This window comes from Bradyrhizobium yuanmingense, assembly GCF_900094575.1.
Taxonomy (GTDB): Bacteria; Pseudomonadota; Alphaproteobacteria; order Rhizobiales; family Xanthobacteraceae; genus Bradyrhizobium; species Bradyrhizobium yuanmingense.
This window is the reverse complement of record NZ_FMAE01000007.1, coordinates 436,869-449,922: the sequence shown is the minus strand read 5'-3', so window position 1 is coordinate 449,922 and position 13,054 is coordinate 436,869. Positions and strand designations below refer to the sequence as shown.

The 13,054-nt window shown below is 65.3% G+C and carries 12 protein-coding genes; 6 read left to right on the top strand and 6 right to left on the bottom strand.

Annotation, left to right across the window (positions count from 1 at the left end; genetic code table 11):
• Window positions 1-35 precede the first annotated feature (35 nt).
• The 3 genes from GA0061099_RS26650 to GA0061099_RS26640 form a co-directional block, all read right to left on the bottom strand.
• A complete protein-coding gene (locus GA0061099_RS26650; protein ID WP_036024886.1) occupies window positions 36-893 on the bottom strand; it encodes a ribonuclease HII in 858 nt (285 codons plus the stop codon).
• 77 nt (window positions 894-970) lie between these two features.
• Entirely contained in the window at window positions 971-1,426 is a 456-nt protein-coding gene (locus GA0061099_RS26645) for a VOC family protein (RefSeq protein ID WP_036024884.1), read from the bottom strand.
• 24 nt (window positions 1,427-1,450) lie between these two features.
• Window positions 1,451-2,614: a PA0069 family radical SAM protein gene (locus GA0061099_RS26640; RefSeq protein ID WP_074448128.1), complete on the bottom strand. Its 1,164-nt coding sequence runs from the start codon at window positions 2,612-2,614 to the stop codon at window positions 1,451-1,453.
• Window positions 2,615-2,824: 210 nt separating this feature from the next.
• Here GA0061099_RS26640 and GA0061099_RS26635 point away from each other — a divergent pair, with 210 nt between their 5' ends.
• Window positions 2,825-5,239 carry a phosphoketolase family protein gene (locus GA0061099_RS26635; protein ID WP_074448146.1) on the top strand — a complete coding sequence of 805 codons (2,415 nt, stop codon included), beginning with the start codon at window positions 2,825-2,827 and terminating at the stop codon, window positions 5,237-5,239.
• Window positions 5,240-5,241: 2 nt separating this feature from the next.
• Window positions 5,242-6,414: an acetate/propionate family kinase gene (locus GA0061099_RS26630; RefSeq protein ID WP_036024881.1), complete on the top strand. Its 1,173-nt coding sequence runs from the start codon at window positions 5,242-5,244 to the stop codon at window positions 6,412-6,414.
• Between the two features lie 88 nt (window positions 6,415-6,502).
• Here GA0061099_RS26630 and GA0061099_RS26625 read toward each other — a convergent pair whose 3' ends face one another.
• Window positions 6,503-7,345, bottom strand: coding sequence for an RMD1 family protein (locus GA0061099_RS26625; protein WP_036024879.1), 843 nt, complete (start codon window positions 7,343-7,345; stop codon window positions 6,503-6,505).
• Between the two features lie 252 nt (window positions 7,346-7,597).
• Between GA0061099_RS26625 and GA0061099_RS26620 the strand changes: the two genes are divergently transcribed.
• Window positions 7,598-8,173, top strand: a complete 576-nt coding sequence (locus GA0061099_RS26620; protein ID WP_057026293.1) for a glycosyltransferase family protein — start codon at window positions 7,598-7,600, stop codon at window positions 8,171-8,173.
• Window positions 8,174-8,236: 63 nt separating this feature from the next.
• Window positions 8,237-9,196, top strand: a complete 960-nt coding sequence (locus GA0061099_RS26615; protein ID WP_050995927.1) for a bifunctional helix-turn-helix transcriptional regulator/GNAT family N-acetyltransferase — start codon at window positions 8,237-8,239, stop codon at window positions 9,194-9,196.
• 191 nt (window positions 9,197-9,387) lie between these two features.
• On the opposite strand, the gene moaB is transcribed toward GA0061099_RS26615, so the two are convergent.
• Both moaB and ypfJ read right to left on the bottom strand, forming a co-directional pair.
• Entirely contained in the window at window positions 9,388-9,951 is a 564-nt protein-coding gene (moaB, locus tag GA0061099_RS26610; RefSeq protein WP_036024863.1) for a molybdenum cofactor biosynthesis protein B, read from the bottom strand.
• 35 nt (window positions 9,952-9,986) lie between these two features.
• Window positions 9,987-10,928 carry a KPN_02809 family neutral zinc metallopeptidase gene (ypfJ, locus tag GA0061099_RS26605; protein ID WP_036006315.1) on the bottom strand — a complete coding sequence of 314 codons (942 nt, stop codon included), beginning with the start codon at window positions 10,926-10,928 and terminating at the stop codon, window positions 9,987-9,989.
• A gap of 418 nt (window positions 10,929-11,346) precedes the next feature.
• Between ypfJ and GA0061099_RS26600 the strand changes: the two genes are divergently transcribed.
• Window positions 11,347-12,477: a site-specific DNA-methyltransferase gene (locus tag GA0061099_RS26600; protein ID WP_036024862.1), complete on the top strand. Its 1,131-nt coding sequence runs from the start codon at window positions 11,347-11,349 to the stop codon at window positions 12,475-12,477.
• Window positions 12,478-12,667: 190 nt separating this feature from the next.
• Complete coding sequence (locus tag GA0061099_RS26595; RefSeq protein ID WP_036024861.1) at window positions 12,668-12,994, top strand: hypothetical protein; 327 nt, start codon at window positions 12,668-12,670, stop codon at window positions 12,992-12,994.
• Window positions 12,995-13,054 lie beyond the last annotated feature (60 nt).

Genomic DNA, 13,054 nt, shown 5'->3' with positions numbered 1-13,054 from the left:
CGGCCATGACGGATGGGAAAGCTGTAGGAGGATCGCTAGAGATTTACGGAAGCGTCGATCTCGACGCTCGCCTCCACCTGCACCTCGACCTCGGTCACCGAGAACAGGTCGTGCACCGGCTCGACGGTCCAGGGCATGTGCTTGGCGCGGGCGGCGGCGACGGGAGCGAAGAAGCTGCGGTGGTGGATGGAAGGGCCGAGGCGATCAAGCGCGTCGAGATGCTCTGGCACGGCGTAGCCCTTGTGCTGCTCGAAGCCGTAGCCCGGGCAGTCCTGCGCCAGCGCGCACATCAGCCGGTCCCGGGTGACCTTGGCGACGATGGAGGCCGCGGCGATCGACAGCACGATACCGTCGCCGCCGATCACGGCCTCGCAGTCGCATGCGGTGTCGAGCCGGTCGCGGCCGTCGACGAAGACGTGCCTGGGCGCCTCGGGCAGGGCCACCACGGCGCGCTTCAGCGCCCACAGCGAGGCGCGCAGGATGTTGTCGCGGTCGATTCGCGCCGGCGAGGCGACGGCGACCGAGACCTGCGCGGTGGCGCAGATCTTGTCGAACAGCTTTTCGCGCTCCTCAGCGGTCAGGCGCTTGGAATCGTCGATGCCGCGCGGAATGCGGTCGGGATCGAGAATCACAGCGGCGGCCACCACGGGACCTGCGAGCGGGCCGCGGCCGGCCTCGTCACAGCCCGCGACCGGCCAGACGCCGCGCTTGATCAGCGCGCGCTCGCGGCGGAAGCTCGGAGGAGCAACGGCAATGATGCCTTTCCTACCGGCAGGAACCTTCGCAGCATCGGCCGCAGATATCTTTGCCGCCTTGGCGGGCACAGCCTTCGGCGCGGCCTTTTTCTTCGGCGCGGCTTTGGCTGGGGTCTTGGCGGAGGGGTCCCGAATCATGGCCGGGATCGTGCGCCAGGGGGCTTCGCCAGCGCAACCGGGAACCCAGGATATTCCCGTTATTCAGGCCGCCCGCCCTACTCCGCCAGATGCACCCGCCGGTCCTCGCCCACCTCGATGCCGGGTGCGACCACGACTTCCCAGACATGTGCATCGGGATCGGCAAAATACCCGCAATAGCCGCCGTAATCGGTCGCGTGCGCCGCCTTCAGCAAGGTGGCCCCCTTCTCGACGGCGAATGCCAGCACCTCGTCGACCTCCTCGCGGGTCACGCAATTCCAGGCAAGCGTCATGCCGCGAAAGGTCGTGGGCCTCGGCTGGTCCTCCAAGGACGCGTCCGCCGCGAGCCGATCCCAGTGATAAAGCGCTAGCACCGGACCGCCGGTGTCGTAGAACGCAACCGCCTCGCCGGTCTCCTTCAGCCGGCGCGAGAAACCGAGCGCGTCGTAGAAGGCGATGCTGGCGCGGATGTCGTTCACACCGAGCGTGATGACGGTCAGCCGCGGCACCGGCACGGTGAGTTCCTTGAGCATGCGACACCTCTTGCACGTGTCCGCTCAAAACAGGCTGAGCTGATCACCGTTCCGCTTCGGCCGCGCAAAGTGATCAATGGTCAGCTTGGAGCGCCGCTTGTTGAGGCCGAGTCGCTCGCAGGCGATCTCGAAGCGGCGGCCGATGGTCCAGGCCATCGGTCCGGTGCCCTTCATCCGCTCGCCCCATTTGGCGTCGTAGTCGCGCCCGCCGCGCATGTCTCGGATCAGGGTGAAGACGTGGCGATAGCGGTCCGGATAGTTCGCCATCAGCCATTCGCGGAAGAGATCGCGCACCTCCAGCGGCAGCCGCAGCAGCACATAGGCGGCTTCCTTGACCCCGGCATGGGCGGCGGCATCGAGGATGCGCTCGATCTCGGAATCGTTCAGTGCGGGGATCACGGGCGCGACCATTACCGTGGTGGGAATGCCGGCGTCCGAGAGCTGCTTCAGCGCCTCCAGCCGTTTCGGCGGCGTCGCGGCCCGCGGCTCCATGGTGCGCGCCAGCTTCGGATCGAGCGAGGTGACCGAGATCGCGACCTTGGTGAGGTTGCGCTTGGCCATCCGCTGGAGAATGTCGATGTCGCGCAGCACCAGCGCCGACTTGGTGACGATGCCGACGGGATGCCCTGCGCGCTCCAGCACTTCCAAAATGCCGCGCATGATTTTGCGCTCGCGCTCGATCGGCTGGTAGGGATCGGTGTTGGTGCCGATCGCGATCATCCGCGGCTCGTAGCCGGGAGCCGCAAGCTCCTTCTCGAGCAGCGAAGGCGCCTCGGGCTTCACGAACAGTTTTGACTCGAAGTCGAGCCCCGGCGACAGGCCGAGATAGGCGTGGGTCGGCCGCGCGAAGCAATAGACGCAGCCGTGCTCGCAGCCGCGATAGGGATTGATCGAGCGGTCGAAACCGATGTCGGGGGAATCGTTGCGGGTGATCACCTTGCGTGAGGTGTCGATGGCGACACTCGTCTTGAACGGCGGCAGCTCGTCGAGGCTCTGCCAGCCGTCGTCGAAAGCGACGCGCGCCTCGGCCTCGTAACGGCCGCTGGCGTTGGACTGCGCGCCCCGCCCTCGCCGTCGCGCGCGGTCGATGGCGACGCCAAGCTCGGGGAAATCTGAAGGCGCACCCGCCGGCTCGGAGGGCGCCGTGACCGGCGGGTGCTTGAGAGCATGAGAGGATGCTGGACTCATGCAGCCAAGATAGCACGACATAGGAACAAATCAAGAACACAAACCAAAAACGTGAAAACAACCCCATGCACAGTAGAGCTGCCTAAACTTCGCGCGCCTGCCTTTGACCTCACGCAACACGGCCGTCACGACCATCCCGTTTCATGCCCGACGGATCGATCGCCCCGGAACCGGGTTGGTGACGATCGCGAAGTGAAGGTCGGCAGGAACATGACAATCCAACAAAAAACGGACGAAGCGAGCAGCGACCTCGATCTGCTCGATCGCTATTGGCGCGCCGCCAACTACCTCTCGGTCGGGCAAATCTACCTGCTCGACAATCCGCTGCTGCGCGAGCCGCTGCGGCCCGAGCACATCAAGCCGCGTCTGCTGGGTCATTGGGGCACGACGCCGGGCCTGAACTTCATCTACGCCCATCTCAACCGCGTCATCCGGGCGCTCGATGTCAGCGTGATCTATGTCTGCGGTCCCGGCCATGGCGGTCCGGGCATGGTCGCCAACACTTATCTCGAAGGCAGCTACAGCGAGATCTATCCCGAGATCGCGCGCGATGCGGATGGATTGCGCAAGCTGTTTCGGCAGTTCTCCTTCCCCGGCGGCATTCCGAGCCATGCGGCACCGGAAACGCCCGGCTCGATTCACGAAGGCGGCGAGCTTGGCTATGCGCTGGTGCACGCCTATGGCGCCGCATTCGACAATCCGGATTTGATCGTCGCCTGCGTGGTCGGCGACGGCGAGGCCGAGACCGGCCCGCTCGCTGCGTCCTGGCACTCCAACAAGTTCCTGAACCCCGCCCATGACGGCGCAGTGCTGCCGATCCTGCATCTCAACGGCTACAAGATCGCCAACCCCACCGTGCTCGGGCGGATGCAGGACGCGGAGATCCGCGACCTTTTCCGCGGGTTCGGCCATGAGCCGCTGTTCGTCAGCGGCGACGATCCCAAATTGATGCACCAGGCCATGGCCGATGCGCTGGACGTCGCATTCGCCAGCATCCGCTCGATCCAGCAGCATGCCCGCGACGGCCGCACAACCGTCGAGCGGCCGCGCTGGCCGATGATCGTGCTGCGCAGCCCGAAGGGCTGGACCGGCCCGAAGGAGGTCGACGGCAAGAAGGTGGAGGGCTTCTGGCGCGCGCATCAGGTGCCAGTCGCAGGCTGCCGCGAGAACCCGGAGCATCTCAAGGTGCTCGAAGACTGGATGCGCAGTTACGAGCCGGAAAAGCTGTTCGATGGCAACGGCGCGCTCGTTGCCGAGCTTCAGGCGCTTGCGCCCGAAGGCGTCAGGCGCATGGGCGCCAATCCGCATGCCAATGGCGGCGTGCTGAAGAAGGAGCTGAAGCTGCCCGACTTCCGCAGCTTCGCGATCGAGGTGACGCAGCCCGGCGAAGTCGTTGCGGAAGCGACGCGCGAGCTCGGCAAATTCCTGCGCGATGTCATCCGCCTCAACGCGAAGGAGCGCAACTTCCGCATCATGGGCCCGGACGAGACGGCATCGAACCGGCTCGACGCCGTGTTCGAAGCCACCGAACGCGTCTGGATGGAGCCCACCGAGCCTTACGACGTGCACCTCGCCCAGGACGGCCGCGTCATGGAGGTGCTGAGCGAGCATCTCTGCCAGGGCTGGCTGGAGGGCTATCTGCTCACGGGACGGCACGGCTTCTTCTCCTGCTACGAGGCCTTCATCCACATCGTGGATTCCATGTTCAACCAACACGCCAAATGGCTGAAGGTGACGCGGGAGCTGCCGTGGCGGCGTCCGATCGCCTCGCTCAATTATCTGCTGACCTCGCATGTCTGGCGCCAGGACCATAACGGCTTCAGCCATCAGGACCCCGGTTTCGTCGATCTCGTCGCCAACAAGAAGGCCGACATCGTCCGCATCTACTTCCCGCCGGACGCCAATACGCTGCTGTGGATCGCCGACCACTGCCTGCGGACCTATAACCGCATCAACGTAATCGTCGCCGGCAAGCAGCCGGCGCCGCAATGGCTGTCGATGCAGGACGCGGCGACGCATTGCGATGCCGGCATCGGCATCTGGACCTGGGCGGGCACGGAGGACGGAAAGGGCGAGCCCGACGTCGTCATGGCCTGCGCCGGCGACGTGCCGACGCTGGAGACGCTCGCTGCCGTCGACCTCCTACGCAAGGCGCTGCCGGACTTGAAGATCCGCGTCGTCAACGTCGTCGACCTCATGACGCTGCAGCCGAGGGAGCAGCATCCGCACGGCCTGTCCGACCGCGACTTCGACAGCCTGTTCACGCGCGACAAGCCTGTGATCTTTGCCTATCACGGCTATCCCTATCTCATTCACCGGCTGACCTATAATCGCACCAACCATGCCGGCATGCATGTGCGCGGCTTTGCCGAGGAGGGCACCACGACGACGCCCTTCGACATGGTCGTGCTCAACGAACTCGACCGCTACCACCTCGCGATCGAGGCGATCGAACGCGTGCCGGGACTGGCGACCAAGGCCGCTCAGGTGAAGCAGCAATTCCGCGACAGACTGATCGAACACTCCCGTTATGTCCGCGAGCACGGTGAAGACATGCCTGAGATTCGTGACTGGGTCTGGCAAAACAGCGCCGGCGGCAACACGCCGGCCGAGGCCGGCGATTAGCGATGTCGGACACGGTCCTCGTCCTCAACGCGGGATCGTCGAGCATCAAGTTCGGCCTGTTCGATGTCGCGGCGGCCGAGCCTGCCCTGCTCTGCAAGGGCCTGCTCGACGAGCACGAGGCCAAACCCCGGCTGGTGGTGAAGGGCCCCACGGGCGAAGACCTGTTCGAGACAAGCAATCAGGCGCCTGACGGAGCCCGCGGCCATCTGTTCGCGGACGTGCTCACCTTCATCGAGGACCGGTTCGGTGGACGCAGCCTGCGGGCCATCGGCCATCGCATCGTCCACGGCGGGCCGGATTATTCAGGCCCGGAGGTCCTGACAGAGGACATCATTGCGAAACTGGAGGCCTTGACGCCGCTGGCGCCGCTGCACCAGCCGCGCTGCCTCGCGCCGGTGCGCACGCTCGCGGCGATCCGGCCCGAGCTGACGCAGATCGCGTGTTTCGACACCGCCTTCCACCACGGCCTCGCGCCGCCGGCGAGCCGCTTCGCCATTCCCCGGCGATTCGAGGCGCGTGGCGTCAGGCGCTACGGCTTTCACGGCCTCTCGTTCGAATATGTCGCGGGACGCCTGGCCGAGATCGCGCCGGAGCTCGTGGCCAAGCGCACTGTCATCGCGCATCTCGGCAATGGCGCCAGCCTCTGCGCCCTGCGCGATGGCCGCAGCATCGACACCACGATGGGGCTGACGCCGCTCGACGGCCTCGTGATGGGCACGCGTTGCGGTGCGATCGATCCGGGCGTGCTGCTCTATCTGCAACAGCACGAGAACATGTCGATCGAGGATGTCCAGCACCTGCTCTATCACGAGTCAGGCCTCTTCGGCGTCTCCGGCTTGTCTGCGGACATGCGCACGCTGCTGGCGAGCCGCGAGGCTGCGGCGCGTGAAGCCGTGGATCTCTTCACCTTCCGTGCGGCGCAGCAGGTCGCGATGATGGCGGCCACGCTCGGCGGCCTGGACTGCCTGATCTTCACCGGCGGCATCGGCGAACATGCCAAGGACATCCGCGGCGCGATCGGCGAGCGTCTCGCCTGGATGGGCGTGCGCATCGACGCCGCAAGCAACGATGCCGCGCGCGAGCGCATCAACGGCAGCGGCAGCATGGTCGAGGTCTTCGTCATTCCCACCAACGAAGAGATGATGATCGCGCGCCATTGCGCGGCTCTGATCTAGGGCGTTATCCCGTTGCGAAAACACCCTCTCCGCAAGCGGGAGAGGGAGTGCACTTACGTTATAGCAATCAAACCTGATCTCATCCTGCTTAGTGACCGCGGCCGGTCAGGAGCTGAAAAGTCCCCATCGCGACCTCGATCAGGATCAGCACCACGACGGCGATCTCCAGGCGGAGCGAGCGCTGGGTATCGATGATATCGGTCAGCGCGTTGGCGGTCTCCGACACCGCGGCAAGCTTGCGCTCGAGCGTGTCGAGGCGCTCCTTCAGTTCGTATTCGTCCTCCAGGCGCGAATAGAGCCGGTCGAGCTCGGGCTTCTCCCAGAGCACGTCGGGCTTCTCGGCGACGGCGACGCGGCCGGCGACCCGCTGCTGCACCAGCAGCGCGTTGCCGATCAATTGCAGGATACCCTTGCGCCGTTGCGGCGTGCGACCGCGCTCGGCGAGCTCCCGTGCAAACGGCTCGATGACGTCGAAGACCGCGGCGACGCGCCGCTCGTCGCGCGCCAGCGACGTGCTCTTGGCGAGTGCGTCCGCAACCAGCAGCAGCCGGTCGTCGGAGAACTTGGCGAGGCAGATCGGCCCGCCCGGCTGGATCGTCTCGCCGGCTTCCTCGTTGCAGAGCTGCGCCTGCGCGATCTCCTCCTCGTAGGGGCTGAACTCTCCGGTAACGCGCGATCTCAGGTTGTCGACGAGGACCTTCTCCTCCGACGGCAACAGCCCGATCAGCACGACGACGCCGTAGCGAAAGATCACGGCAAGGCCGGCATGAACGCGGAAGGCGGCCGGCGTCGAGGACACCAGCGTGCCGATCTCGAGGCCAGACGCGTTGATGCGGTCGCCCAGCATCAGCGCCCGGATCCGCAAGGTCGGCGCGGCCTCCTGCTTCGGCGATGTTGGCGCGGTGCCAACGGCGAGGTGATCGGCGTTCATGCAAAGTCTCTCCCGGGCAGCGAAACGTCGCCACGAAGCATTCGGGGTTAATACCGTCAGGATCGGCTTGTGCCGAAACATTCGGCAATATTACCAGCCGCGCCTGGCACATCTGGTCGTGATGAACTCGCGGCAGTTTACCATCGCACGCCGAAGCCCCTTCCGAAAGTTGCACTCGGCAGCGCGACGGGTTTATGACAACATCATGCAACGCTACGCTTCTCCCGAAGTGCGGAAACTGAAGCCTCAATCATGCTGAGCGTCATCATTCCGACCGAAGGTGTCGAGCAGACGGCGGTCGCAACCCTGGCCGCGCTGGTGCCCGGCGCCGCAGCCGGCGTGATCCGGGAAGTGCTTCTCGTCGACGGCACGCGCAACGGCGTCATCGAGCGCGTTGCCGACGTCGCGGGCTGCCGTTTCATCGGCTTCGAAGGGCCTTCGCAAGGCGCTGCGCTCGCTGCCGGGGCGCGCCAGGCCCGATCGCCCTGGCTGATGTTCCTGCCTGCGGGCGCGGTGCTGGAAACCGGCTGGATCGAGGAAACCACCCAGTTCATCCAGGCCGTCGCCACCAGCGGCCGGGATCGTGCCGCGGTGTTCCGCTATGCCCGTTCGCCCTACGCAAATACCGCAGTGCGCGACGTCCTCTGGGCAGTGGCGCGCAGGCTCGTCGGTCCTCTCGGCGATCAAGGGCTGCTGATCGCGCGCGATCATTACGACCGGATCGGCGGCTACCCGCCACACGCCCGGCATTCCGAGGCACGGCTGCTCCGCCGGCTCGGCCGGTCGTCCCGGACCATGCTGCGCAGCCGGATTGTCATGGTCGGCTGAAGCGCCGAGATACTTGCCAATGTCAAATAATCAATTGACAATGGCAAATATCGAGGTGATCCCATGCTATCGAAAGCTTTGCCGTCAAGCGCCGTGGCCGAACAGGCTGCCGACGACCACGTCGCAGCGGTTCGCGCCTTCAACCGCTTCTACACCCGCAAGCTCGGTGTGCTCGACCAGCACCTCGGCAAGAGTCCATTCTCGCTCAGCGAGGCGCGGGTGCTCTACGAGCTCGCCCATCGCGACGACCTTGCCGCAAAAGAGATCGGACACGAGCTCGGTCTCGATCCCGGCTATCTCAGCCGCATCGTCCAGAGCTTCGACGAGAAGGGGCTGATCACGCGAAAGCCGCTGCCCGTGGACCGCAGGCAGTACCAGCTCAGCCTGACCGCCAAAGGCCGGCAGGCTTTCGCCAAGCTGAACCTGAACTCGCAAAACGAGGTCGCCGCGATGCTGGCTCAGCTTTCGCCTGGCGATGCGACCCGGCTCACGCAGGCGATGGCCACGATCGAGGCCGTGCTGGAGCAACGCCGAAGCCCGCCCGCTTCTTTCATGCTGCGTAGCCATCGCGTCGGCGATATGGGTTGGGTCGTCTCCCGGCAGGCTGCCGCCTACGCCGCGGACTACAATTGGGACATCAGTTACGAGGCGCTGGTCGCCGAGATCTGCGCACAGTTCATCAGGAATTACGACGCCGCGCGCGAGCATTGCTGGATCGCGGAGGTCGGTGGCGAGCCGGTCGGCTCGGTGTTCCTGGTCAAGGCCACGGACGAGATCGCCAAACTCCGCCTGTTGCAGGTTGAGAAGAAAGCACGGGGCCTCGGCGTCGGCCGCGCCCTCGTCGAGCAATGCATCCAGGGCGCCCGCGAGCGCGGCTACAGCAAGATGACGCTGTGGACGCAGAGCATTTTGGTGGCTGCGCGCGGGATTTATCAAAGCGCGGGATTCAAGCTGGTCGCGACGGAGCCGCATCACAGCTTCGGTGCCGACCTGGTCGGCGAGACGTGGGAGCTGGATATCTGATCTCGCAGCGAGCGAGATGCGCGTTGCTGCGCCCTCTCCCCTTGCGGGAGAGGGCATGTCAACTAGCAAACGCAAGCTCGCTTGGGTGAGGGGTATGTCTCCACAAGCATTGGTGCGCGCGGAGAGAACCCCTCATCCGGCGCTTCGCGCCACCTTCTCCCACAAGGGGAGAAGGGAAGAAAAGCAAGAACTCACACCGTCGCGCCTTGCGCCTTTGGCCGGCGCAGATGCTCGTCCAGCCGCGGCATGATCTCGACAAAGTTGCAGGGGCGCGTGCGGTAGTCGAGCTGAGCTGCGAGGATGCCGTCCCAGCCGTCGCGGCAGGCGCCGGGCGAGCCCGGCAGGCAGAAGATGTAGGTTGCGCCCGCGACGCCCGCGGTGGCGCGACTCTGGATCGTCGACGCCCCGATCTTGGCGTGGCTCAGCATGTGGAAGGCGATCGAAAAGCCGTCCATGCGCTTCTCGAACAGCGGCTCGATCGCCTCGGGCGTGACGTCGCGCCCGGTAAAGCCGGTGCCGCCGGTGGTGATGACGACGTCGATGCCGCTATCGGCGATCCAGCGGCGGATCACAGCGCGGATCTCCTCGACATCATCGGTGACGATCTCGCGCGCGGCAAGATGATGACCCGCAGCGGTGAGACGATCGGCGAGGGTCTGACCGGACTTGTCGTCCGCAAGCGCGCGCGTGTCGGACACCGTGAGCACCGCAATGTTGAGCGGGATGAATTGTTTGGATTCGTCGATGGAGGCCATTCTTCACCCTCGCTCGTCGTTCCGGGGCTAACGCGTTACAACGCCCCCGCACCGAACGTGTTGCAGGCCTGGACCGTGCCCTGCTGGTAGCCGATCATGAACCATTGCTTGCGTTGCGCCGCCGAGCCGTGGGTGAAGGAGTCGGGTACCACGCGGCCGGTGGCCTGGCGTTGCAGCGTGTCGTCGCCGATCGCGCTTGCCGTGGTCAGCGCGGCCTCGATGTCGCCGGGCTCGAGGAAGTTCGGACGCTTCTTCGCCTCGCGGTTGACCCAGACGCCGGACAGACAATCGGCCTGCAGCTCCACCTTGACCTGGAGCGCATTGGCCTCGGCCTTCGAGCCGACCTGCTGCTGCAGCCGCGTCACGCGCGGAATGATGCCGAGCAGGTTCTGGATGTGATGGCCGACCTCGTGCGCGATGATGTAGGCGGTGGTGAAATTGCACGCCGACTTGCCGGAGCAGCCGCGAAAGCGGGTCTCGACCTCGCGGAAGAAGGCGGTGTCGAGGAAGATGGTCCGATCGGGCGGACAATAGAACGGCCCCATGGCCGACTGCGCCATGCCGCAGCGGCCGCCATTGGTGGCGTTGCGGAACAGCACGATCTTCGGACCGGTGTACGACTGGCCGTTAGCCTGGAAGATCTCGCTCCAGCGATCGTCGAGCTCGCCGAGGATGCCGGAGATCATGCTGCCCATCTCGTCGGTCGGCGCGCCGCGCTTGCCGGAGGAGGCCTGACGATCGGTCTGATAGGTCGGCGCATGGCCGCCGCCGGAGAGGATCTCGGCGCCGCCGATCAGGATGCGGGGATCGATGCCGAAGGCGTAGCCGACCAGGCCGAGGATGATGATGGTGCCGATGCCAAGCCCGCCACCGCCCATCGGCAGGCCGAACCCGCCGCCTCCGCCTCCGCCAAAGCCACCACCTTCGTCGCGACGATCCTCGATGTCGTCGCTGCGGCGGAAGTCATCGTAGCGCATGGCGGCCTTTCCTCTGGGGTCCCTGATTCAAGTTTCGACGGCGCACAGAAACGCGAAAGCTCAACGCGCCACATACGTAAAATTTCCGTTGCTTTTATCAATATCGTGGCCGGCAAAAATTGCCTAGTGCGACAGCCTGTCGATGCCAGCAAATTTTTCCGAGGGCCGAGCAGTTTTTTCCGAGAGAAATTTACAGCCTTTTTCCCGCCACGATCGCTCCAGCGAACCGCGCAAGTACGAAATGCACTGTAAAACAAGGCGAATGCGCGCAGCAATGTGTGCGCGAACGATGATGCGAGGAGTGCTCACGAAAGCGGCTGGTTAAGTCGATTTTTACTTTGCCCCTTCAATGTAACGGCCAGTCGGTTGTTTGGTCCCGCGTCGCCGACAGCGTCGCCTGAGTCAGAGTACTTGAGTCATGGTAGAGTCGCGTCGCGGGGCGTCTGCAAGGGCGCCCCGCACAAATTTTGAGTCCCCTTCGCATCGCATCATCGTCGGTGATTGCGTCGCCGAGATGTCGAAGCTGCAGGCAGGCAGCGTCGACCTGGTGTTCGCCGATCCGCCCTACAATCTGCAACTCAAGGGCGACCTCAAGCGTCCCGACGAATCCCATGTCGATGCCGTCAACGACGACTGGGACAAGTTCGATTCGTTTGCCGCCTACGACGACTTCACCCGCGCCTGGCTGCTCGCCGCACGCCGCGCCATGAAGCCGTCGGCGACGATCTGGGTGATCGGCTCCTATCACAACATCTTCCGCGTCGGCGCCATCATGCAGGACCTCGGCTTCTGGCTGCTGAACGACATCGTCTGGCGCAAGACCAATCCGATGCCGAATTTCCGCGGCCGCCGCTTCACCAACGCGCACGAAACCATGATCTGGGCCGCGCGTGACGAGAAGGCCAAGGGCTACACGTTCAACTACGAGGCATTGAAGGCCGCCAACGAGGATGTGCAGGCGCGGTCCGACTGGCTGATTCCGCTCTGCACCGGCGAGGAGCGCCTCAAGGGCGCCGACGGCAAGAAAGTGCATCCGACACAGAAGCCGGAAGGCCTGCTGGCGCGCGTGCTGCTGTCCTCGTCCAAGCCCGGCGATCTCGTCATCGACCCGTTCAACGGCACCGGCACCACCGGCGCGGTCGCCAAGCGCCTCGGCCGCTCCTATGTCGGCTTCGAGCGCGACAAGACCTACGCCAAGGCGGCCGAGGCGCGCATCGCCAAGGTCGAACCGTTGCCGGAAGAAAGCCTTGCCCCGTTCATGACCGCGCGCGAGGCGCCGCGCGTTGCGTTCTCCGAGCTGATCGAGCGCGGCATGATCATGCCCGGCACCAAGCTGTTCGACGCCAAGAAGAAGTTAGGGGCGCTGGTGCGCGCCGACGGCGCCATCATGCTTGGCGACAAGGTCGGCTCGATCCACCGGATCGGCGCGGTGGCGCAAGGCGCGCAGGCCTGCAACGGCTGGACCTTCTGGCACGTCGAGACCAGGAAGGGCCTCAAGCTGATCGACGAGCTGCGCGCCGAGATCCGCGCGGGAATGGCGGCGGAGTAGCTTTCCCACCGTCATTCCGGGGCTCGCGAAGCGAGAACCCGGAATCCATCGAGCCACGTCCCATGCCGCCCAATGGATTCCGGGCTCGCGCCAAGAGGCGCGCCCCGGAATGACAGCGGCGTGAGTTGAAAGCCGCGCCAACCAGGACTAGATTCGCCCGACTAGCCCCCTCCTGACCGGTTGGGCTCCCATGCGACGACAGTCCGAGACATTGCTGCTGGTGCCGCTGCTGCCGATCTTCCTGATCGGCATGTTTCCGATGTTCCTGATCGCGCTGCTCGGATTCTTCGGCCTGGCGCTGTTCGGCGTGCTCGTGATCTGCGTCGGGCTCGCCAGCAGCAACGAGGCGCACGACAATTTCAACCACGACGTTATTGTCCACGGCTATGCGCGCGGGTCGGAGCGCGCGGCACGGGCCTCCGACATGCATCTCGCCGCGCGGCTCGGCCTGCGGCTGGAGGCCGTGGGCGCGGCCATGGTCCTCGCGGCGGCAATCGGCCTCTGTTACGCCGCCTGATCTGCGTACCGCGCAGACACCGCCCGGCAAACTCGCCGGTTGCTCTCTCGGGCGAGGTTC